This window comes from Methyloversatilis discipulorum, from assembly GCF_018780585.1.
Taxonomy (GTDB): domain Bacteria; phylum Pseudomonadota; class Gammaproteobacteria; order Burkholderiales; family Rhodocyclaceae; genus Methyloversatilis; species Methyloversatilis discipulorum_B.
In genome coordinates, this window is sequence record NZ_JADMJL010000022.1 from 105,482 (window position 1) to 125,567 (window position 20,086).

General features: G+C 65.0%; 23 protein-coding genes. 7 read left to right on the top strand and 16 right to left on the bottom strand.

Annotated elements, in window-relative coordinates; genetic code table 11:
* Entirely contained in the window at positions 1-3,387 is a 3,387-nt protein-coding gene (locus IV112_RS11580; RefSeq protein ID WP_304003660.1) for a pilus assembly protein, read from the top strand.
* A 2-nt stretch (positions 3,388-3,389) separates the two neighbouring features.
* Entirely contained in the window at positions 3,390-3,722 is a 333-nt protein-coding gene (locus IV112_RS11585) for a hypothetical protein (protein ID WP_304003661.1), read from the top strand.
* Positions 3,723-4,246: 524 nt separating this feature from the next.
* Here IV112_RS11585 and IV112_RS11590 read toward each other — a convergent pair.
* The 9 genes from IV112_RS11590 to IV112_RS11630 all read right to left on the bottom strand — a co-directional run bounded on the left by IV112_RS11590 (position 4,247) and on the right by IV112_RS11630 (position 9,277).
* On the bottom strand, positions 4,247-5,317 hold the full coding sequence (locus IV112_RS11590; RefSeq protein ID WP_304003662.1) for a zonular occludens toxin domain-containing protein: 1,071 nt from the start codon (positions 5,315-5,317) through the stop codon (positions 4,247-4,249).
* A complete protein-coding gene (locus IV112_RS11595; protein ID WP_304003663.1) occupies positions 5,314-5,454 on the bottom strand; it encodes a hypothetical protein in 141 nt (46 codons plus the stop codon). Before IV112_RS11595 ends, IV112_RS11590 begins: the two co-directional genes overlap by 4 nt.
* On the bottom strand, positions 5,455-5,799 hold the full coding sequence (locus IV112_RS11600) for a DUF2523 family protein (protein WP_304003664.1): 345 nt from the start codon (positions 5,797-5,799) through the stop codon (positions 5,455-5,457).
* Position 5,800: 1 nt separating this feature from the next.
* Positions 5,801-6,817: a hypothetical protein gene (locus IV112_RS11605; RefSeq protein WP_304003665.1), complete on the bottom strand. Its 1,017-nt coding sequence runs from the start codon at positions 6,815-6,817 to the stop codon at positions 5,801-5,803.
* Positions 6,818-7,264: 447 nt separating this feature from the next.
* A complete protein-coding gene (locus tag IV112_RS11610) occupies positions 7,265-7,399 on the bottom strand; it encodes a hypothetical protein (protein ID WP_304003666.1) in 135 nt (44 codons plus the stop codon).
* Positions 7,400-7,461: 62 nt separating this feature from the next.
* Positions 7,462-7,821 (bottom strand): hypothetical protein, encoded by a 360-nt coding sequence (locus IV112_RS11615; RefSeq protein WP_304003667.1) that lies wholly within the window; start codon positions 7,819-7,821, stop codon positions 7,462-7,464.
* A gap of 47 nt (positions 7,822-7,868) precedes the next feature.
* Positions 7,869-8,132: a hypothetical protein gene (locus tag IV112_RS11620; RefSeq protein ID WP_304003668.1), complete on the bottom strand. Its 264-nt coding sequence runs from the start codon at positions 8,130-8,132 to the stop codon at positions 7,869-7,871.
* A gap of 3 nt (positions 8,133-8,135) precedes the next feature.
* On the bottom strand, positions 8,136-9,089 hold the full coding sequence (locus IV112_RS11625) for a replication initiation factor domain-containing protein (protein ID WP_304003670.1): 954 nt from the start codon (positions 9,087-9,089) through the stop codon (positions 8,136-8,138).
* Positions 9,086-9,277 (bottom strand): hypothetical protein, encoded by a 192-nt coding sequence (locus IV112_RS11630; protein ID WP_304003671.1) that lies wholly within the window; start codon positions 9,275-9,277, stop codon positions 9,086-9,088. Before IV112_RS11630 ends, IV112_RS11625 begins: the two co-directional genes overlap by 4 nt.
* 353 nt (positions 9,278-9,630) lie before the next feature.
* Here IV112_RS11630 and IV112_RS11635 point away from each other — a divergent pair, with 353 nt between their 5' ends.
* The gene (locus tag IV112_RS11635) at positions 9,631-10,020 is read left to right on the top strand and encodes a DUF3693 domain-containing protein (protein ID WP_304003672.1); all 390 of its coding nucleotides are present in this window, start codon (positions 9,631-9,633) and stop codon (positions 10,018-10,020) included.
* 48 nt (positions 10,021-10,068) lie between these two features.
* On the opposite strand, the gene IV112_RS11640 is transcribed toward IV112_RS11635, so the two are convergent.
* Together IV112_RS11640 and IV112_RS11645 are read right to left on the bottom strand one after the other, a co-directional pair.
* The gene (locus IV112_RS11640) at positions 10,069-10,440 is read right to left on the bottom strand and encodes a YidH family protein (RefSeq protein WP_019918274.1); all 372 of its coding nucleotides are present in this window, start codon (positions 10,438-10,440) and stop codon (positions 10,069-10,071) included.
* A gap of 2 nt (positions 10,441-10,442) precedes the next feature.
* Positions 10,443-11,201 (bottom strand): 2OG-Fe dioxygenase family protein, encoded by a 759-nt coding sequence (locus IV112_RS11645; RefSeq protein ID WP_304003674.1) that lies wholly within the window; start codon positions 11,199-11,201, stop codon positions 10,443-10,445.
* Positions 11,202-11,310: 109 nt separating this feature from the next.
* On the opposite strand from IV112_RS11645, the gene hyi reads away from it, so the two are divergent.
* On the top strand, positions 11,311-12,081 hold the full coding sequence (gene hyi / locus IV112_RS11650) for a hydroxypyruvate isomerase (RefSeq protein ID WP_304003675.1): 771 nt from the start codon (positions 11,311-11,313) through the stop codon (positions 12,079-12,081).
* Positions 12,082-12,084: 3 nt separating this feature from the next.
* Here the strand turns inward: hyi and IV112_RS11655 are convergent, their stop codons facing one another.
* The 5 genes from IV112_RS11655 to IV112_RS11675 are packed head-to-tail and all read right to left on the bottom strand — an operon-like array spanning position 12,085 to position 15,631.
* Positions 12,085-12,870, bottom strand: a complete 786-nt coding sequence (locus tag IV112_RS11655) for a molybdate ABC transporter substrate-binding protein (protein ID WP_304003676.1) — start codon at positions 12,868-12,870, stop codon at positions 12,085-12,087.
* Positions 12,871-12,872: 2 nt separating this feature from the next.
* A complete protein-coding gene (locus tag IV112_RS11660; protein WP_304003677.1) occupies positions 12,873-13,703 on the bottom strand; it encodes an extracellular solute-binding protein in 831 nt (276 codons plus the stop codon).
* Positions 13,694-14,401 (bottom strand): energy-coupling factor ABC transporter ATP-binding protein, encoded by a 708-nt coding sequence (locus IV112_RS11665; RefSeq protein ID WP_020164636.1) that lies wholly within the window; start codon positions 14,399-14,401, stop codon positions 13,694-13,696. The genes IV112_RS11660 and IV112_RS11665 overlap by 10 nt, the downstream gene beginning before the upstream one ends.
* Complete coding sequence (locus IV112_RS11670) at positions 14,394-15,098, bottom strand: ABC transporter permease (RefSeq protein WP_304003680.1); 705 nt, start codon at positions 15,096-15,098, stop codon at positions 14,394-14,396. Before IV112_RS11670 ends, IV112_RS11665 begins: the two co-directional genes overlap by 8 nt.
* Positions 15,095-15,631, bottom strand: coding sequence for a hypothetical protein (locus tag IV112_RS11675; protein ID WP_304003682.1), 537 nt, complete (start codon positions 15,629-15,631; stop codon positions 15,095-15,097). The genes IV112_RS11670 and IV112_RS11675 overlap by 4 nt, the downstream gene beginning before the upstream one ends.
* Positions 15,632-15,824: 193 nt before the next feature.
* On the opposite strand from IV112_RS11675, the gene IV112_RS11680 reads away from it, so the two are divergent.
* From IV112_RS11680 to IV112_RS11690, 3 genes are all read left to right on the top strand, one after another.
* Entirely contained in the window at positions 15,825-16,892 is a 1,068-nt protein-coding gene (locus IV112_RS11680; protein WP_304003683.1) for a substrate-binding domain-containing protein, read from the top strand.
* A gap of 59 nt (positions 16,893-16,951) precedes the next feature.
* Positions 16,952-18,124, top strand: a complete 1,173-nt coding sequence (locus IV112_RS11685) for a DUF2863 family protein (protein WP_304003685.1) — start codon at positions 16,952-16,954, stop codon at positions 18,122-18,124.
* Between the two features lie 62 nt (positions 18,125-18,186).
* Positions 18,187-19,788, top strand: coding sequence for a peptide chain release factor 3 (locus IV112_RS11690; RefSeq protein WP_304003686.1), 1,602 nt, complete (start codon positions 18,187-18,189; stop codon positions 19,786-19,788).
* The last annotated feature ends 298 nt before the right edge of the window (positions 19,789-20,086 follow it).

Sequence of the window (20,086 nt, forward strand, 5' to 3'; positions counted from 1 at the left end):
ATGCACCCGCTTCCCGCCCTCTACCGCTTCCTCGCTGCGCTGCTGCTGGCCTGCCTTGCAGGGCAGCCTTTGCGCGCGGCGGTCGATATCGCTGACGCACCGATCATGGTGGGCAGCGCGGTCGCGCCCAACCTGATGTTCCTGCTCGACGATTCCGGCTCGATGCAGTGGGAGGTCATGCCGGACGAAAACCTCTATTCCGCCTACTACCTGTTTCCTATCCCGTTCGGGCTGTACGGCGGCAGCACCTATACCTCGCAGGTGCCGACCTTCCAGGACAACAACATCCACAACTTCTTCAGCAGGTCGCCGGACAACAACGCGGTGTTCTACAACCCGCAGACGACCTACAAGCCCTGGATACGTCACACTGGCGTCAGCTTCGGCGACGTGTCCCCGACGGCGGCACCTTACAACCCGTCCGACACCTCTCGCGGCACGCTCAATCTCACGGCCTCGCAGACGCAATCGGCGTACTGGTTCACCAACACGTCGAACACCAACCAGAATTCCGCGAGCTACGCCTGCGGTCCGCCGTGCAACCAGACCTTCCAGCCGATCACCTTCTTCATCTATCGGGGCAGCGGCTCGCGGGTCAGTGCGGCCAATTACACGAAGTATCAGATCCGCGGCACGCGGGCCTACAAGCGCGACCCGGTCACCGCGGCGGAGGTCGAGATCACCAGCTTCAGCTGGCCGAATGGCGTCACCCGCACGGTCGCGCAGGAGACGCAGAACTTTGCCAACTGGTTCAGCTACTACCGCAGTCGCATCCTTGCGGCACGCGCCGGCGCGTCGATCGCGTTTGGCCAGCTCGGTACCAATTACCGGGTTGGTTTCCGCACCATCAACGGCGACGGGCAACTGCTGATACCGACCAGCGGAACCTTCAGCGGCAGCAATCGCGAAACCTGGTTCCAGCGTTTGCTCGAAACCGACATCAGCACCAGCGGCACGCCGCTGCGCACCGCGCTGAACTGGGCCGGCAACTACTTCGAGAACAAGACAGGAAACGACGATCCGTGGAAGGACGCGGCCTACGCCAATCCGCTGGCCTGCCGGCAGTCCTTCACCATCCTGACCACCGACGGCTACTGGGGTGACACGTTTTCGCTGCCGGCGGGCAGCCAGAACGCTGACGGCAACGAAGCGCGGCCTTACCGCGACACGCACAGCAACACGCTGGCCGACGTCGCGATGTACTACTACAAGCGCGATCTGCGCACCGGCATCGCCAACAACGTGCCGACCAGCACGCGCGACCCGGCTGACTGGCAGCACATGGTCACCTTCGGCCTGTCGCTGGGCACCAGCGGCACGCTGGACCCGGCCACCGATCTGCCGGCGCTGACCGCGGGCACCAAGAGCTGGCCGAATCCGACGCTGAGCTCGCCCGCCAAGCTTGACGACCTCTGGCACGCCAGCCTGAACGGCCGCGGCGGCTTCGTGAACGCGACCAATCCGACGCAGTTCATCGACGGTCTGTCGGCCATGCTGACCGATATCGGCGAACGGGTGGCCTCGAGCGGCACCGTCTCCGCGACCAGCACGTCGGTCACGTCGAACACGCTGCTGTTCCAGGCCCGATTCGTCGGTGGCGACTGGACAGGCGACCTGTGGGCGACGCGCATCCTGACCGACGGCACGCTGGCGACCACGCCGAGCTGGAAAGCGTCCGAGCACCTGCCGACGCCGGCCAACCGCTCCATCTACACCTGGTCCGGCACGGCCGGCATTCCCTTTCAGTGGGCGAACCTGACGGCAGCGCAGCGAACCACACTCGGGTCATCGGCCATCCTCGACTACCTGCGTGGCGTGACCTCCGGCGAGGCGCGCAACGGCGGCGGCTACCGCAACCGTTCATCGGTGCTGGGCGACATCGTGAATTCGGCGCCGCTCTATGTCGGCGCAGTGACCGATCTGCGACTCGACCGCTTCGGCTGGACCGGCGCCAGCACCTATCAGGACCACCGCGCGGCGGTCGCATCGCGACGCGAAATGGTCTATGTCGCGGCCAACGACGGCATGCTGCACGCCTTCGACGCGCGCACCGGTGACGAGCGCTTCGCCTTCGTGCCCAGCGGCGCGCTGGCAACAATGAAAACGCTGGCCAACACCGATTACGCCCACAAGTTCATCAACGATGGCTCGGCCGTCGTGGCGGAGGTGTATTTCGGCGGCGCCTGGCGTACGGTGCTGGTCGGCACGCAGGGTCGCGGCGGCAAGAGCGTGTACGCGCTCGACATCACCAATCCGGACGGCTTCGCCGCGAACAAGGTGCTGTGGGAATACACGCACACCAGCCTGGGACAGACCACCGGCACGCCGGTCATTACCCGGCTCAACGACGGCAACTGGGCGGTCGTCGTCGGCAATGGCTATAACAGCACCAACGCGCGCGCCGAGCTGTTCGTGCTGAATGTTTCGAATGGCGCGCTGCTTGCGCGCATCGATACGCTGCGCGGCTCCAGCGGTACACCCAACGGTCTGGCTGCGGTGGAGGGCGTCGATGTCGATCGCGACGGCGACACCGATTTCGTCTATGGCGGCGACCTGCTCGGCAATCTGTGGAAGTTCGACCTGAGCAATGCCGCGCCGGCGCAGTGGCGGATCGCCTACGGGACCACCGCGGCCCCGGATCCACTCTTCACTGCGCGCAGCGCGAGCAACGCGGTGCAGCCGATCACCGGCGGCGTGAGCGTCGGTTTCAATCCGGCCGACCGCAAGCTGTGGGTGTTCTTCGGCACCGGCCGCTATCTGTCGACCGGCGACCTGTCCACCACGGCAACGCAGACCTGGTACGGGCTGAACGACACCGGCAGCACCATCGCCAGCCGCAGCAATCTGGCGCAACGCGTCATTCTGGAGGAGGGCGCGACGGGGCAGGGCGACCGCTATCGCGTCATTTCCAAGCCCGGCGACACGACCGGCGGCAGCACGATGACCAACAAGCGCGGCTGGTACATCGACCTGACCTCGCCGACCGCCGGTGCCGAAGGCGAACGCATGGTTTTCGCACCGGTGCTGGGCGCCAGCACGCTGTTCGCGAGCACCCTCATTCCGAGCGACGATCCCTGCGAGCCGGGTGGTCGCGGCTGGGTGCTGGGCGTCAATCCGTTCACCGGCGGCCGCCAGGATTTCGACGTGTTCGACTTCAACCGCGATGGCGGCGTTGATGCAGGCGACCAGGTCAATCTGGCCAATGGCAACGGCACCAACCGCAAGGTGGTCGGCAGCGGTTACAGCACGGACAGCCTGCCGGGCAGTCCGCTGCAACTGGGCAAGCAGCAGGTCGTGGGTGGGTCTGACGGCAATGCGCAAACACGCCGTGTGTCGGACGGACTGCGCTCCGGGCGCGTGTCGTGGAAAGAGATACTGAGGGACTGACGATGAAAGCCTTGATTGCAGGACTGATGTACGTGGCCACCGGCGGCGCGTACGCCGCCGAACCGTTGTCGCCGATCGCCAATCCGTCGCTGTACGAATCGCGCGGCACGGTCGGCAGCGTGGACAGCGCGTCCGGCACGCTGATGATCGGCGGCAAGCGCTACAAGGCGAACGCCAACACCGTCATTTTCATCGACGACGGTCGCGGCAACGTGCGCAAGGCGCTGAAGCTGGCCGACATTCCGCCCAATGTACCGGTCAGCTTTTCAGCCGGCGAGGACGGACAGGTCACGCAGATATACGTCGGCAGCGGAATCCAGCCGTTCCGGCCGTAGTGACTGGGCCGCAAGTGCCCAAACGGAAACGGTACTCGGTCGGGGATGTGTGGGGATTTTCGAGTGCTTTGGATGAATCGGACGCACGGATACCCCCAATATCCTTACTTCTGAAAATTACTGTTTTCAGAAGTTAGATTGCGAGCGCTGGCGCTGCTCTCGTCGATTGTCAAGAGCGTTTCACGCAATATTTCGCGCTTGCGTCCGTCATTTTTTGCTGCGGGCGCACATAGTTGCATCGGTGCGTAAGCGGAGCGGCCCTTTCTCACCCCGCGTCACGAGCCGGGCGCGCAATGTAGCCCGGTCCTCATGAGCGTGCAAGACGGACCAATTCGCGGGTCCCCCCTCAGCCACGGGCCGCCCGTGTCCAGGTGATCACATGTTGTCCGTCCGGGGCGGTGCCCTTCGGTGCCCTTCCGGACTAGGCTGCATTTGGGCTTGCAGGGGATGAATGAAGGGATCGGCGACGACGGCGACGGCGCCACCCCGCAAGCGGGGTCCCCTCCGCCGCCTATGTCGCCGCCCTAGATCGGTCCGACCTTGGGAAAGTCGCAGGTGACAGAACGAATGGAACCGTCCCACGTGAGCCAGCCGGCGCACTCTGTGCCTGGCTCCCATGTATAGCCGAGCTTGACGAGTTCCACCGAGGTGACAGTCGCGACCGGCTGGCCGTTCTGGCTGACGGTGAAGGTGTAGAGAGAACGCGAACCCATATGCAGCGAACCGATGATGTGCAGCCCGTTCGACTTGTATGGTTCGGGCTTCTGACCCTTCTGTGGCGCGTCCGTAACCGGTTCGACGCTGCGCGCAGGCGAAGGCGAGTGCGCGACCTTGACGACGTGCGCCTGCTGCGGAGTCTTCAACTCTACGTCCAGCGGATTGAGCTTGTCCGACGAAGACAGGATCGCGACGAACAGGACGGCCATGACGCCGGCACCGATGAACGTCCAGTGCTTCCAGATCGGGCGAACGTCCTGCGCCTGTAGCTCTGCCCCGCCGCCACGAGTATGGCTCTTGTACAGGTCGAAAAACTGACGCTTGTACTTGCGAATGGTCGTGTTCACGACCTCACCGCGTAGCCCATCCTGCACCTTGCGCGTGTAGCTGGTCGGACTGCCGAACGCGATGTTCTTGCGCACCCGATAGACCAGCTGCACCAGATCGCGGATTGACTGATTGATCTTGCCGTAGCTCTGCGTAATCAAGAGCACGTCGGCCGATTCATGGCGGTGAAGGCTGTACCAGTGTTCCACGTCGCGCGGCGTGCCGATCTTGGGCAACGCGATGTGACACTCGTCTATGACGTACAGCGGACCCGCGCCCGATTCCGGATGGCGCCACGGATCGCCATAGTCCTCGACGTGAGAGAACGGGTAAGCCGTCCAAGCTTCCGCCGACGCCGGACGCACGGCGCGGGTTTCGTCGCGCTTCTCGATCAGGTCCGCATATGCCGGATCAATAGCCGCAATACGCTCGACATTAAGCGGAAGATTCGTGATGACCTTCCGCCCCTTCTCCAACGCCGGGAGGATGTGGAATACAACGGCCTCATAGCTCTTTCCGCCACCAGGAGCGCCGAGAAGAAGATTGATCACAGGCGACCCGCCTCAGCCGCGCAATCGACACACAGCCACGATTCGCCGTCCTCGTCGAGGGTGCAGGAGCCTTCGCCGTTATCGTCCGGCTCGATGTCCGCGCCGCAGCGTGCGCACTCGTCGTGCTCATCGTCCATTTATGACCCCAGTCTAGTGAAAGGAATGATCTGCAAGGCGAAGCGGATAGCGATCGCTGCGGCGATGATCTGGAACGCGGTGCCCAAACCGATCACGGAAAGAACGTCCCACATTTCGGCCGGCACCATCGACCAGTAAGCGCCCCACCCTTCCGCCGCCGACCAGTCGAGCGCACCCACCGCGGACACAGCGACAGAAAGCACCTGATCGAAGACCCAGACGGCGGCATCGGTGACCAGCCACCACAGAGCCGCGAACACCGCCACGAACAGAGCGCCGAACCACGACGCGAGCGCGGCGACCTTGGAAATCAACAGAGAGAGACCGGCAGCGAGTGCGCCCATATCAGCCCCCGAAAACCAGAGAACGCGCGAGGAAAAGCGACGTGATGACGATCACGACCTTGACCCATGGCCAGACCCAGCACGGCGGGCCGAGATTGCCACCGGGGAAGGCGAAGCCGGCGATAGTGCCACCGGGCAAAGAGAACTGAGGACAGCCGCCCCCGTCCGGAATGTCAGGAAGCAGCGCGTCAAGAGCCGCCGAGAAACCTGTCTCTTGGAGTTCCGCCTTACGGGTTTCCCATACGCCGATGATGCCGTCGGGATACTTGCGCTCGTAAAGCGTAGGAACGGGCGGCATGGACGTATCCCGCACTGCGGGCGTCACCTCAACGTCACCGGGTTCCGGGCTGGTGTCCTCGGTGGTCTCGTCCGTCGTGTTGCCTTCGGAGTCCTTCGTCGTCGTCGTAGTGCTGCTGCTGTACGAATAGGAGCTGTTGTTGTACGTAATGTTGTACGTCGTTTGAGACGTCTTGGACCCGGTGGATGTCGTCGTTGTCTTGCTTGGACTATTAACGGAAGCTGGACCGGTGACCACGGGCGAACTAGCGAGAATTTCCCCGCCATATGAAGCTACCTGATCATGCACAGAAGGCGCGGACGCCGGATTGTCCTCAAGAGCACCGGTAACGGCGTCTTCGAGATCGCCATCGCTCGCCGGAATGGGCTCGTACTCCGGGTTATAGGGCGTGTTGATCAGCTTCCGGTGTATCTGAGGAAATCCATTAGGCGTATAGGGCTTAGCGGTACAGTTGCCGATCGGCGAGTAACCGGCTTGAATGTCATTCGGGTATGCCATTCGATAAAATGCATGGTTACTGCCGCCGTCCATAACAATGGTCTGCCCGGGTTCCATGCGAGCACACAGATCGTACTCCGACCATCCGGGCGTGCCCGAAGGAACAACCGGCACAGCTGAAGACATGTCCGGCTTCATCCAACGGTCAAGCGCCCAAGTGAGGCCCGCACCGACGGCCAACGAGCCGAGGGCGCCGACAGGCCCGCGCTTGAGCAGCGGCAATGCACCCTGCGCAATCTGGCGCGCTGTCGCTGTGCGGGATGCGGTAATGGTCGCGGTCGCCGCGTTAGAGCCGGAAGCACCCGCAAGTGTGACCGGCCCGGAAATGGACCGAGTAACGCCGCCTGCGCCGTTTGGCGTGGTCTGACCGACAGCGGACGGACCCATCGGGTAATGGGTGGTCTGGCCGTTCGGACCTGTGAGCGTGCCCGTAACCTTGCCGTTCGCCCACTCATACGACCATGAGCCGAAATCGTTAAACCCGGCTGTTTGGGCAGATGCATGCGTACATGCAGCCGCTGAAACAGCCGAGACAACGAACCACAGGAGATTCCGGAGGACGCGCATCACCACGCCCCCCGGATGCCCTGAACCATGGCAAACGCGCTCATCGCACCTATCAAGGCCACGATGGCGTAGAAATGTGCGATCAACGCGCCTTCCATGGTCTTAGGCCTTACGGACGCCGCGCTTGCCCAGATCCACGCCCTTGAAGGCCATGGCGATACCGATGATCGCGACGCCGGTTGCCGCCACGAAAGCGGCGACGGTCGAGAAATCGACCGCTGCGAAGATGTCAGCCATTTTTGATGCTCCTTGCATATGCCGGAAAACGCCGGCGCGTTATCGGGAAAACCCCGAAACCTTCAGGCCCTGCGAATGACGCCAAGAACGGCGCCAATGCACTGACCGAGAAACCAGAAGAAGACGACCGCACCGAAGCCCCACGAAAACACCGTGGCAATCTCGGACGCGGTGAAGCCCGGATAAGCCGGATCACCACCGCCACCGGGCTGAATCGTGTAGTCGAACGTACCGACAGGAAGCGGCGTGCCTGTCGTGTCACGAAGCTCGCCGTACTGCTCGCCGTTGATCGTGACGGGCGCCCAGTACTCACCGGAGCCGGTCCAGCTCCACTGATCGCCCGGAGGCGGAACACCGCACGCCTGTTCCCAGTACGCGGCGGCATCCTGAAATGCGGCTTCCGGCGTGGAGCCGGCGCCCATGAGGCCGGCGCCACCGGGGTGACATGAGAACTCCGCCTCGAACACGATCAGGCAGCCTTAGCCGGTGCTGCCGTGAAACCGGTGCAGCGCAGGATAAGGCGACGATCGCGATCGATCTGGACGTCCAGGTGGCAGACGTACTGCCCCGGCGTCAAATGATGCGTGTCGGACAGCAGCATTTCCGCGTAGCCCTGCTTGCCGTCAGGCAGCGTGATGAGGCCCCCGACAATGGTGTATTTCTTGGACTTATCCTGTTTGCCTTCGACGTGGCGGACTTCAACAAGTTGGAACGCGACCTTAATTTGCGACATGGGTTACACCCCTTGGAGTAGTGGCGCGCTAAGTGCGCGGTGATATCGGAGCCGTTCGGCTTCCGTGGAATCGCGCCACCATGACGGCGGTGCGTGTGACGTGATGAGCTTTTGCGCGACGGCGTAGAGCTCGCGGCAACGCTTGGGAATCTCAGGGCGGTAAATGGCCTCGAAAGCCGCGCCGATGTCGCCGCCGTTAAGCTGCAACATCATGTGCAGGCACTTTCCCGCCTGTTTCTTCGCGTGATCAACCGCCTTGGCGATACTGGCCTTGGCGACAGCCGCGACAGTCAGGATTCGCCGAGCGTCGGCGCTGTTGATCCAGTCGAAACACGCATACGAGCCGGCGAGATATGGCGAGGGGTTGCGGATCAGGTCGTATTCAAGCTTCCGATGCGTGGCCCGATATTCGACCTCGTAACGGACCCATGGTGATTCGGGGTTTCCAAGCTGGCGCCCCTTCTCGTAGATGCGAGCAAGCTTTCCGGATTCACGACTACCGACCATGAACGTGCAGCCCTTGCCGCTGCCCATGTCGTCAATGTGCTGGCCGTTCGGATGCGTGCCACGTGGCGGCTTGAATCCGCCCGTCGCGAACTGTTCGAGCGCCCATGAAATCGGGTGAGTACCGTCGAAGTCATCGTGCGCCAGATCGATCCGCGTAATCTTCGCCGCGTGAGCTTCGGCGAGTTCAGCAACGTCATCCCATGAGCGAACAACGGCGCAACCCGATCCGGTGAATTCGATATGAAGGGTGCCGGCGTTGCCGCCATAGGCGACGGAAACAAGCCCGGGAATCTCGAGCAAGGTGGCGTAGCCGTTCGAGCCGTGCCCGGTATCATGCAGCGTAGATGCAAGGTCGTAGCCGAAGACGGTAGCGAGGAACGACGCCGCGAATTCGGCCGGATTACCCGCGGGCCGGAAGGTGAGCGACAGCCAGTCAATGATTGCGCTCATTTCAGATAGGCGAACTTCGAGAGCTCGGAGGCTGTTGCGGCTTCGATCTGCTGCGCGTCCTGCAGCATCTTGCGGAACTTGGAACGGTTGCGCGAAAGCGCCGGATCAGCGAGAGACTTGCGGGCGATATCCGCATTCTTCCGAGCTTGGGAAAGCTGGACTTCCAGCAACTGCTGAACCGTTCTCATCACTGCCCCCTTCGTCTCTCTGAATTACCCCCGTGTTACCTGCCGGGGGTTTGTACAGATGCGCTGTACCCAACCGAAGTAAAGACGATCTGTACGGCTTTGTCAAGAACTACTGTACTGATAGTGTCCACGCCGTGAAGCTGTTCACAGGAGTGAGCAATGGGAATCTATGAGCGGGATTGGATGAAAGAGCACGCGCGGGAACAAGCGCGAAGAGAGAGCAGCCGACAAAAGCCAATTAATTTCGAGCTAGATAAGAAGCCGCCGAAAAGAACATTGACATACGCGATATTCTGGGTAGCTACGATAGCGATTGGAACACTGGCAGCAGAGGCTCTGAAAGGAAACTAAGAATGAAACCGGTGTGGATGTATCTGGATGAAGCGCAGGAGCGCGGCCTAGCAGCGAATGACAGCGACATCGCCGCGAAGCTTGGCGTAACGAAGGCTGCGGTATGCGAATGGCGCAAAGGAAGAAGCGCACCAGCGGAAGAGGCAGCGGCGAGACTGGCGGAGCTGATCGGGAAGCCGGAAGTCATGGCCGAGTGCGCGGCAGCGCGGGCCAAGACGCCCGAAGGGCGGCGCATGTGGGAACGGCTGGCGAGGATCGCGGCGGCGGCCGTGGTGGTGGCCGCGGTGACCCCGCACGAAAGCTATGCCGCTGTCAAGATGCAGTGTGCATACAAGGGATTACTGTTTTCAGAACTTACATCAAGGCATGAGTGTTCGGGCTCAATACATTAAACCTAAAGGACTCGCCACCCTCTCTTCTGGCCTGAAAAAAGCGAAAACTCAGGATGAAGTGAACAGGTGTGCGATCAAAGCAACGCCGATCGCCGCGACCGCAAGTGAGGTCCACGACGCCAGACCGCTCATATAGCCGTCGGGAATTTCCACCGGTTTCAGGGTCGCCAGCACGCGCCGGTACTGCACGACCGCCAGCGTCACTGAAATCGAGCCCAGTGCGATCAGCGCGACGCCTATCCAGAACGACAGGCCGTGCGGCGCACCGTTGAGCGTCTTCTGATTGCCCAGCATCGCGACGAACAGCGCAAAGCGCTCGATCGCGAATCCGAAGGCCATCAGCGCCAGCGCGGTGCGCGACCATGCGAGCAGCGTGCGTTCGGCCGCGAAGAAGACGCGCGGATCGTTCAGGTCCGACACACTCAGCCTTGCGCCGGCGGACGCCGGCGGTAGGTCACGACCAGCACATCGCGCCAGGCTGGCTTCGACGGATCGAGCGGATGGATGGGCGTCACGCCGTGCAGTGCGCGCTGGTCATTCACCAGCGCTGCATCGCAGGGCGCCGTCAGCGTGAAGCTGTCGAGACGCTTGCCTTCAGGCGAGAAGATTTCCGTGGTGCCGCTCTCGACGTTCTCCCGCCGCACCATCATGACCAGCACGAAATCGACGCCATCACGATGCACGCCTTCCGGTGTCGGCTTGCCCTCACCGTCCGCGCGCGCCTCGATGCGGAACTGATGCACCTCGATGTGCGCGTCGTGACCGGGGTGCAGACGCTGGAACACCGCCAGCCCGAACTGCGCCACCGTCTGCATGGTCGAGCCACCCAGTACCTGCGGCCGTATCGGCTCGAAGTGACGCTCGACGCCGCCATTCAGCGTGTTGTAGTCCAGGCTCTGGTAATGCGGCTGATGCGGTTCGAACTGGATGCGCAATCCGTCGGCCGGCGCACTGAGCACCGCATAACGGCGCCGACGGTAACGGCCACCGTCCGCCATATAGGTATCGGTTTCCAGATCGCCCCAGCTGGCGGCAAACACGTCCCAGTCGGCGCGCCAGCCGGAACGCAGGCTGGACAGTGCGTCGCGTACCTGCGCCGACGGCAGGAAACAGAAATCGTGGGCCGCGACGTTCTCGGCGAGCGCGCGGGCGAAAGTGCCGGTATTCAGGGAGGGGGACATCTGTGACAGAACGACGAAAACCGCGAAAGCAGGGACGATACTCCCCTGCTCCCGGCAACGCACGCACCGACCCGATTTAGAATCGGTGCCCAGCCGGAGATCCCGTCACATGCCCCGCTTCTGCGCCAACCTGTCACTGCTGTTCACCGAACACCCTTTTGTCGAGCGCTGGGCCGCCGCGGCGCGCGCCGGCTTTCGCGGCGTCGAATGCCATTTCCCGTACGGCGAACCGGCCGCCGTGCTGGCCGAGGAAGTGCGTCGTCACGGGCTGGAGCAGGTGCTGTTCAATCTGCCGCCTGGAGACTGGGCCGCGGGTGAACGCGGCATCGCCTGCCTGCCCGACCGCGTTACCGAATTCGAGGACGGCGTCGGTCGCGCCATCGACTACGCCCGTGCACTCGGCTGCCAGCGCATCAACTGCCTGGCCGGCATCGCGCCGGCCGGCGCCGAGCGCGCCGAACTGCTGTCGGTGATGGAACGGAATCTGCGCTTCGCGGCGCGTGCCTTGGCGCGGGAAAACATCGAACTGCTGGTCGAGCCGATCAACGACCGCGACATGCCGGGCTTTCTGCTGAACCGCTCGGCCGACACGCTGGCGTTGATCGAACGCGTCGGCGAGCCCAATGTGAAGCTGCAGTACGACGTGTATCACATGCAGATCATGGAGGGCGACCTCGCCCGCAGCTTGCAGCGCGAGCTGCCGCGCATCGGCCACGTGCAGATCGCCGACAACCCGGGGCGTCACGAACCGGGCAGCGGCGAGATCAACTACCGCTTCCTGTTCGACTGGCTGGACCGCATCGGCTACACCGGCTGGGTCAGCGCGGAATACATCCCGGCCGGCGACACCGCTGCCGGACTGGGCTGGATGCCGCGCTGAACTTCAGGGCAGCGAGAAGCCGTCGGCCGCGAGGACCTTGCGTGCCGGTTCCGACAGCAGAAAGTGCGCGAAGCGCTCGCCTTCGCTGCCGGGCGCCGACAGCACGACCAGACCGTAGTCGGCGCCGACCGCGAGATCGGACGGCAGCGCGACTTCCTGCAGCGCTGGCACCTCGCGGCGAGCCAGTCGCGAGTTGGTACAGTAGGTGACGAACAGATCCGCCTGCCCGCTTTCGACCACCCACGCATAGACGTTGCGACCTTCCGGCGGCTTCGCCGAATTGGCGGCGCCGGTAAGCTGCCGCCCCCGCGCGGCCAGCGCGCGACCGATGCCCGGTCGCAGCGCATGGGCGCGCTGGAACATCTGGACTGCATAGTCACCGGCCGGATCGGCCTTGGGCGTCGACACGCCCAGCTTCAGATCGCGGCGGACCATCGCGTCGAGCGCGTTCGCCGGCGTCACCGTCAGGCCCGGCCGCACCAGCAGGCACAGTTCGTTGCGTGCGAAGCGCTCGACCTTGGCTGCCTTGCCGGCATCGACGAAGGTCTGCGGATGCGTCATGTTGGCCGAAGCGAACACGTCGGCAGTGGCCCCGGCGGCGATCTTCTCGCGCAGCACGCCGCTCGGCCCGAATTCGAAGCGGGGCGCCGCCCCGCCCTGCTCCGCATACAGCTTGCCGAGCTGCGTGAATACCGACTTCAGGCTGCCGGCGGCATGCACCGATGCCCCGTCGGCCTGCGCCGCACCTGCCAGCAGCGAGGTGCAGGCCGCCACGATGAGCGCGCGCATGATCACTTGGCCGCGTTCGGGAAGAACAACTGCTGACCGTCGATCTTGTAGTCGGCGATCGCCTTCTGACCTTCGGCCGACACCACCCAGTCGATGAAGGCCTGGCCATCCGCCTTCTTCACGTGCGGGTGCTTGTCCGGATTGACCAGGATGACGCCGTACTGGTTGAACAGGCGCTTGTCACCTTCGACCGAAATGGTCAGGTCGCCGCGGTTCTTGAACGACAGCCAGGTGCCGCGGTCGGCCAGGATGTAGGCGTTCATCGACGCCGCGGTGTTCAGCGCCGGGCCCATGCCGGAACCGGTGTCGCGGTACCAGGCGCCTTTGACCGCGTCGAGATCGACGCCGGCCGCTTTCCAAAGACGCAGCTCGGCGGCGTGCGTGCCGCTCTTGTCGCCACGCGACACGAAGGGGGCCTGTGCCGCCTGAATCGTCTTCAGCGCCCCGGTGATGTCCTTGCCGCCAGCAACCTTGGCCGGATCCGACTTCGGTCCGACCAGGATGAAGTCGTTGTACATCACCTCCTGCCGCTTCACGCCGTAGCCTTCAGCGATGAATTTCTCTTCCGCCGCCTTGTCGTGCACGAACACCACGTCGGCGTCACCGCGGCGCGCCATGTCCAGCGCCTGACCGGTGCCCAGCGCAACGACGCGCACCTCGATGCCTGTCTTCGCCTGGAAAATCGGCAGCAGGTGCTTGAACAGACCCGACTGTTCGGTCGAGGTGGTGGACGACACGGTGATGAAACGGTCGGCGGCGTGCACAAAGGGCGCGGCCAGCGTAATCGCGGCCGCCGCGGCGGTGGCGATGAAGGAACGGCGGATCAGGTCCATGAAAGCTCTCCTCTGAGGTATTGCCCGGCCTCGGCCGAGCGCGGTGCGGCGAAGAAGTCGGCCACCGGCGTGTGTTCGGTGATGCGGCCGGTGTCGACGAATACGATGTCGTCGGCCAGGCGACGGGCCTGGCCGAGGTGGTGGGTGACCATGACGATGGAACAGCCGTCGTCGGCGATGACGCGGATGATGCGTTCCACTTCGGCCGCGGCGCCCGGGTCGAGGCTGGCGGTCGGCTCGTCGAGGAAGAGCACGCGCGGTCGCAGCGCCCACGCGCGAGCGAGCGCCACGCGCTGCTGCTCGCCACCGGACAGCACGCGCGCCGGGCGGTCGGCCAGTGCGGCGAGGCCGACGCGTTCCAGCACGTCGAGCGCGCGCGTGCGGCGTTCCGCCGCCGGCACGCCGGCCAGGTAGAGCGCGTACGTCACGTTGTCGAGCACGCTGCGGCGGAGCATGACCGGGCGCTGGAACACCATGGCCTGCACCGGCGTGCCGCTGCCGCCGTTCCACAGGATGCGGCCGGCAGTCGGTTCGATCAGGCCGTGCATCAGGCGCATCAACACGCTCTTTCCCGCGCCGTTCGGGCCGAGTATCAGCGTGCGCCGCCCGGCTTCGATGCGCAGCGACACGTCGCGGATCAGCGCGCGGTCGCCCGCCTCGTAGCGCAGCGCGTCCAGCGTGAGCAGTACGTCAGCCATGGCGTCGCACCGCCCATTCGCGTACCGCGTGCGCCAGCGCATTCAGTATCAGCACGATGGAAATGAGGATGAAACCCAGCGCCAGCGCCAGCGGCAGGTCGCCCTTGCTGGTTTCGAGCGCGATGCTGGTGGTCATGACGCGGGTGACGCCGTCGATATTGCCGCCGACGATCATTACCGCGCCGACCTCCGCGACCGCGCGGCCCAGCCCGGCCAGCACTGCGGTAGACAGCGAGAAGCGCGTATCGACCAGCAGCGTCAGCGCGGCGCGCGGGGTCGAGGCGCCGAGCGAGCGCAGCTGTTCTTCGTAGTCGCGCCAGGCGTCGGCGACGATCTGCCGCGACAGCGCGGCGATGATGGGCGTGATCAGCACCACCTGGGCGATCACCATGGCGGTCGGCGTGAACAGCAGGCCGAGCGAACCGAGCGGGCCGGCGCGCGACAGCAGCAGATAGACCAGCAGACCGATCACCACCGGCGGCAGGCCCATCAGGCCGTTCAGGATGACGGTCAGCGACTTGCACCCCGGGAAGCGGCCGACCGCCACCGCAGCGCCTATCGGCAGCCCCAGGCAGGCGGCGAGGAAGACGGCGGTCAGGCTGACCTGCAGGCTCAGCGCGACGATGTGCAGCAGATTGGGGTCGGCGGCGACGATCAGGCGGCCGGCGGTGGCGAAGCTCTCGCTCATCGTGCTCATCGCGTCGGCTCCGCGGTGATCAGCAGATCGAGCGCCGGTCCGGCCACGGCGCTGACTTCGAGCGTGTAGCGCAGGCCGGCTTCAAGCCGGTAGATCAGTTCCTTCTGTACCCCTTCGCCGCGCAGACAGCGCAGCGGGCGCATGTAGACAGGCCGCGGCAGTCCATCCGGCGACAGCACCTCGATCCAGGCGCGCTCGCTGCTCATGACGCGGTAGATGCCGGCCGACGGTACGGTGAAATCGAGGATGCCGGCGTGGCCGGCAGGGCGCCGGCCCGGTGCCCGCAGCGCGACCTCGCTTTCCGGCCGCAGGCGCGCAGCGACGCGCCGGGCGGGCGTGATCAGCGGCGCCGAAGCGACGTTGTGGCCCGCGTCGACCGACAGACCTCCTGCGGCCCAGGCGGATTTCAGGTCAGCGACCACGCGCGGCGCGTCGGCACAGGCCTCGTCCTGCGCCACCGCGGCGAGCGACGACAGCGAAAACAGGGCTGCGACGACCACGCCAGCACGCGGGCGCAGTCCGGAAGTGGACATCCAGTTCGTCACGCGACGACCTCGTCCGGTACGGATGTCTGCGCGGCTCCGGACGAACGCGCTGCGACGCAACGAAAGGGCGTCGCAGAAGGGAATGACATCAATCGGCATCGGAAAACACATAAGATGCGGGAAGCTATCGCACTGAAGCCGCGCGTCCTATATGTCTAAATTTGCACAAAGCAATCCAAGCTTGCGGGTCGAGTGGGATTTCGGCCCCGACGCACCGGTGGGTATTGGTCGCCTGCTGGCGCTGCTGACGGCCATCGAAGTCAGCGGTTCGATCGCCGGTGCGGCGCGCGCGACCGGCCTGTCGTATCGCAACGCCTGGGGGCTGATCAATGCCTGGCAGGCCTACTTTGGCCAACCCCTGATCACCACCGCGCGGGCGCATGGTTCGACGCTGGAAGCCTTCGCCCGCCAGTTGCTGGACGTCGATCGCGGTGCCCGTCAGTCGCTGGCGCGTGCGCTCGACGGTGCCAGCCAGCCGATGCGCGCGCTGTCGCTACAGCCGGCCGAACACGGCGGCGCGGCACTGCGTTTCGCCGCCAGCCACGAACCGCTGCTGAACGACCTCATCCGTCAGTTGCGCAGCGAACGGTCCGATGCCGCCACAGTGACGCTGGCCACGCACGGCAGCCTCGAATCGCTGCTCGCGCTGGCCGCCCGCCGCTGCGAGATCGCCGGCTTCCATTGCCCGGTGGGCGAACTGGGACGCGACATCTGGGCGCTCTACCGCGCACAGCACGGTCTGCCGCGGCTGCGCCTGATCGGTTTCGCCCGCCGTCGGCAAGGCCTCATCCTGGCGCGCGGCAATCCGAAGAAGGTGAGCGGCCTGGCCGACCTGTCACGCACCGACCTGCGCTTCGTGCATCGCCAGCCGGGCGCCGGCACGCGACTCGCGTTCGATCTGCTGGCGCGCCGCGCCGGGCTGGACACGCGCGCGCTGAACGAGGGCGATGAAGAACACACGCACGCCGCGGTGGCGGCGCTGATCGCCAGCGACGAAGCCGATGCCGGACTCGGGCTGGAAGCCTTCGCCCATCGCCTCGGACTGGACTTCATCCCGCTGTTCGAAGAGATGTACTTTCTGGCGATGCGCGACGCGCCCGCCTCGCGCGACACGGTGCAGTCACTGTCGGTCCTGCTGCAGCAGCCGGACTGGCGCGCGCGCGCCGATGGGCTGAGCGGCTACTCGCTGGCCGAAGCCGGGGTCGAGTACGACCTCGCGGCTGCCGAGCGCCTGCTGTTCGGCGACTGATATCCGCGGCGCCTGCGCCGGCCCTTGGTAGAATCGCGCCTCAGTCACCGGACCTTTACATGAAACGCACCCGATTCGCCCGCCGCGGCGGCCTCACCCAGGACGCCGCCCTGCTCACCCGGCTGGCCACCGGCCTGGCGCTGTCCGCCAGCCGCATCGAAGACCGCTACTGGGAAGTGCGGCTGACCGAACAGGTGAGCCGGCTGCTGGCCGACCGCAACGAAGACGCGCTGAACGCCGCGCTCGACCACCTGTGGCGCGAGGACGCGCCGGCCTATGACGAACTGGCCGATTTCATCGAAGCGGGCAGCGAATGCGGTCTGCCGGGCGACGCCAACAAGGACTGGGACGCCGTCGTGTTCGCAGCCCCCCTGCTCGCCTGGTCGCGCTTCTCGATCCCGGCCGGACCGATTGCGGCGCCGCTGCTGGCCAGCCTCAAGGTACAGCTGTGCGCGCACGCTTTCGGCACCCACACCAAGGTTGCGCTGGCCGACTATCTGTTCAGCCCGGACCAGCTGCCGCGCGGCTATGTCGAAACGCGCGACCTGGCCGACGACCTCGGCGAAGCCGTGCTCGCCGGGAATGATCTGAAGCTGGAGGCGGAGGCGATGGCGCAGACCACCACCTTCCTGTCGGACACCCGCTACCTGATCGGCATCGCCATCGTGCCGCGCGGTCAGGCACTGTTCCGCTGGCAGGAGGACGACGGCCAGCGCGAACACGTGGTGAAACAGTGGCAGGCCCAGGGTGGCGCCGTCATCGGCACGTTGATGCAGGGCTGTGCCTTCGAACTGCTGCCGCCCAACGCCTACCACTCGGCCTGCCGTGAAGCCGATCGCGCGTCGCGCGCGTACTCGCTGCGCGCCTCGGTCGCCTTCCTCGAACAGACGCTGGCGGTGCCGGCGAGCGGCCTGCGCGCCATCATCGCGCCCTTCTACGACAAGCAGCTCGAGGAGTACCGCGTCGCCTTCACCACCACGGACTCCAGCGACGTCGTGCACGGCGTCGTGTGGGCGCTGCTCGGTGCCGAGGACGAGGAAACCGACACCGTTGGCGAGATCGAAGGCGTGCTGCGCGAATGCGGTCTGACCGACACGCTGGTGCTCGACCACCGGATGCCCATGGAGTACTGCGACGACTGCGGCGCGCCGATGTATCCGGATCCCGACGGCCAGCCGGTGCACGCCGAACTGCCCGAAACGTCGGACCAGCCGCCCGCTCACCTGCACTGACACGTCATCCTGTTTTCGCGGCCGCGCCTCGCGCGGCCGTTTTCATTTGCTGAAGAACGCTCATGTCGCTTGAAAAAGAAGTCGCCCGCCGGCGCACCTTTGCCATCATTTCCCACCCGGACGCGGGCAAGACCACGCTGACCGAAAAGCTGCTGCTGTTCGCAGGCGCGATCCAGATCGCCGGCAGCGTGAAGGCGCGCAAGGCCGCCCGTCACGCCACCTCCGACTGGATGGAAATCGAGAAGCAGCGTGGCATTTCGGTCGCCAGCTCGGTGATGCAGATGGAGTACCGCGACTGCGTCGTGAACCTGCTCGACACGCCGGGCCACAAGGACTTCTCGGAAGACACCTACCGCGTGCTGACCGCGGTCGACGCCGCGCTGATGGTGATCGACGCCGCCAACGGTGTCGAAGCGCAGACGTTGCGCCTGCTCGAGGTCTGCCGCGCGCGCAACACGCCCATCATCACCTTCATCAACAAGATGGACCGCGAAGTGCGCGCGCCGCTCGACCTGATCGACGAACTCGAGCGCACGCTGGGCATGGACGTCGCGCCCTTCACCTGGCCGCTGGGCATGGGCAAGGATTTTGCCGGCGTGTATGAACTGCGCGAAGACCGCATGCGCGTGTTCCGCGCCGGCGAGGACCGCATTTCCGGCGATGAGGAAGTGCTGCTTGGCCTGGACAACCCGGAAATCGCCGGCCGCTACCCGATGCAGTTCGACACCGCGCACGCCGAGATCGACCTCGTGCGCGAAGCCGCACCGCCCTTCGACGAAGCCGAATTCCTGGCCGGCCGGCAGACGCCGGTGTTCTTCGGTTCGGCGATCAACAACTTCGGCGTCAAGGAAGTGCTGGACGCCCTGGTCGACCTCGCGCCGCCGCCGGGCGGCCGTCCGGCCATCCAGCGCCGGGTCGAACCGACGGAAGAGAAGTTCTCCGGCGTCGTGTTCAAGATCCAGGCGAACATGGACCCCTCGCACCGCGACCGCGTCGCCTTCCTGCGCGTGTGTTCCGGCCACTTCGAGCGCGGCATGCGCATGAAGGTGAGCCGCAATGGCAAGGACATCCGGCCGAACAACGTGGTCACCTTCCTGTCGCAGCGGCGCGAACTGCTGGAAGAGGCTTACGCCGGCGACATCATCGGCATCCCGAACCACGGCACGCTGCAGCTCGGCGACACGCTGACCGAGGGCGAAACGCTGCAATTCACCGGCCTGCCCTTCTTTGCGCCGGAACTGTTCCAGGGTGTTGAAGTCAAGGACCCGTTGAAAACCAAGCAGTTGCGTGCAGGTCTTGAGCAACTGGGTGAAGAAGGCGCCATCCAGGTTTTCCGCCCGCTTGCGGGCGGCACGCTGCTGCTGGGCGCGGTCGGCCAGCTGCAGTTCGAAGTGGTGATCCACCGCCTGAAGACCGAATACGGCTGCGACGCCCGCCTCGAAGGCACCCGTTACACGATGGCACGCTGGGTCACCTGCGACGACGAGCGCGAACTGAAGCGCTTCATCGACGCCAACGCCCACCGCATCGCCTATGACGCGGTGAACGCCCCCGCCTTCCTCGCCACCATGCGCGCCGAGCTCAAGGTGGCCGAAGAGAAGTGGGAAAAGATCAAGTTCCACGCCATGCGGGAGCATGCGGGGCTGATGTTCGCCAGTCACTGAAGCGCGTTTTGCAGGCGCGGCCTTGGCCGCGACGGCGCTTACGCACGCCGCGTGCCTCGATCGAGGCCGCTGTCGGGGTCAAGACCCCTCCCACAGCCCCCCGGCTCCAGCGACGAGCCGGGCGTGCCTCTTGTAGGAGCGGCCTTGGCCGCGACAGGGCCGATGCGGGCCGCCGGCTTCGATCCACGCTGCTGTCGGGGTCAGAGGACCCCTCCTACAAAATCCCGGCTCCGACCACGGGTTGGGCGCGATCCCTGTAGATACTGTTATCCGAGTCAAGCACCGTGAGCGGTTGGGT

Coding starts and splice junctions, on each gene's coding strand:
- IV112_RS11580 (WP_304003660.1), top strand. CDS start 1: ATGCACCCGCTTCCCGCCCTCTACCGCTTCCTCGCTGCGCTGCTGCTG.
- IV112_RS11585 (WP_304003661.1), top strand. CDS start 3,390: ATGAAAGCCTTGATTGCAGGACTGATGTACGTGGCCACCGGCGGCGCG.
- IV112_RS11595 (WP_304003663.1), bottom strand. CDS start 5,454: ATGGACGATGAGCACGACGAGTGCGCACGCTGCGGCGCGGACATCGAG.
- IV112_RS11600 (WP_304003664.1), bottom strand. CDS start 5,799: ATGGGCGCACTCGCTGCCGGTCTCTCTCTGTTGATTTCCAAGGTCGCC.
- IV112_RS11610 (WP_304003666.1), bottom strand. CDS start 7,399: ATGGCTGACATCTTCGCAGCGGTCGATTTCTCGACCGTCGCCGCTTTC.
- IV112_RS11615 (WP_304003667.1), bottom strand. CDS start 7,821: ATGGGCGCCGGCTCCACGCCGGAAGCCGCATTTCAGGATGCCGCCGCG.
- IV112_RS11620 (WP_304003668.1), bottom strand. CDS start 8,132: ATGTCGCAAATTAAGGTCGCGTTCCAACTTGTTGAAGTCCGCCACGTC.
- IV112_RS11625 (WP_304003670.1), bottom strand. CDS start 9,089: ATGAGCGCAATCATTGACTGGCTGTCGCTCACCTTCCGGCCCGCGGGT.
- IV112_RS11630 (WP_304003671.1), bottom strand. CDS start 9,277: ATGAGAACGGTTCAGCAGTTGCTGGAAGTCCAGCTTTCCCAAGCTCGG.
- IV112_RS11635 (WP_304003672.1), top strand. CDS start 9,631: ATGAAACCGGTGTGGATGTATCTGGATGAAGCGCAGGAGCGCGGCCTA.
- IV112_RS11645 (WP_304003674.1), bottom strand. CDS start 11,201: ATGTCCCCCTCCCTGAATACCGGCACTTTCGCCCGCGCGCTCGCCGAG.
- hyi (WP_304003675.1), top strand. CDS start 11,311: ATGCCCCGCTTCTGCGCCAACCTGTCACTGCTGTTCACCGAACACCCT.
- IV112_RS11655 (WP_304003676.1), bottom strand. CDS start 12,870: ATGCGCGCGCTCATCGTGGCGGCCTGCACCTCGCTGCTGGCAGGTGCG.
- IV112_RS11660 (WP_304003677.1), bottom strand. CDS start 13,703: ATGGACCTGATCCGCCGTTCCTTCATCGCCACCGCCGCGGCGGCCGCG.
- IV112_RS11665 (WP_020164636.1), bottom strand. CDS start 14,401: ATGGCTGACGTACTGCTCACGCTGGACGCGCTGCGCTACGAGGCGGGC.
- IV112_RS11670 (WP_304003680.1), bottom strand. CDS start 15,098: ATGAGCACGATGAGCGAGAGCTTCGCCACCGCCGGCCGCCTGATCGTC.
- IV112_RS11675 (WP_304003682.1), bottom strand. CDS start 15,631: ATGTCCACTTCCGGACTGCGCCCGCGTGCTGGCGTGGTCGTCGCAGCC.
- IV112_RS11685 (WP_304003685.1), top strand. CDS start 16,952: ATGAAACGCACCCGATTCGCCCGCCGCGGCGGCCTCACCCAGGACGCC.
- IV112_RS11690 (WP_304003686.1), top strand. CDS start 18,187: ATGTCGCTTGAAAAAGAAGTCGCCCGCCGGCGCACCTTTGCCATCATT.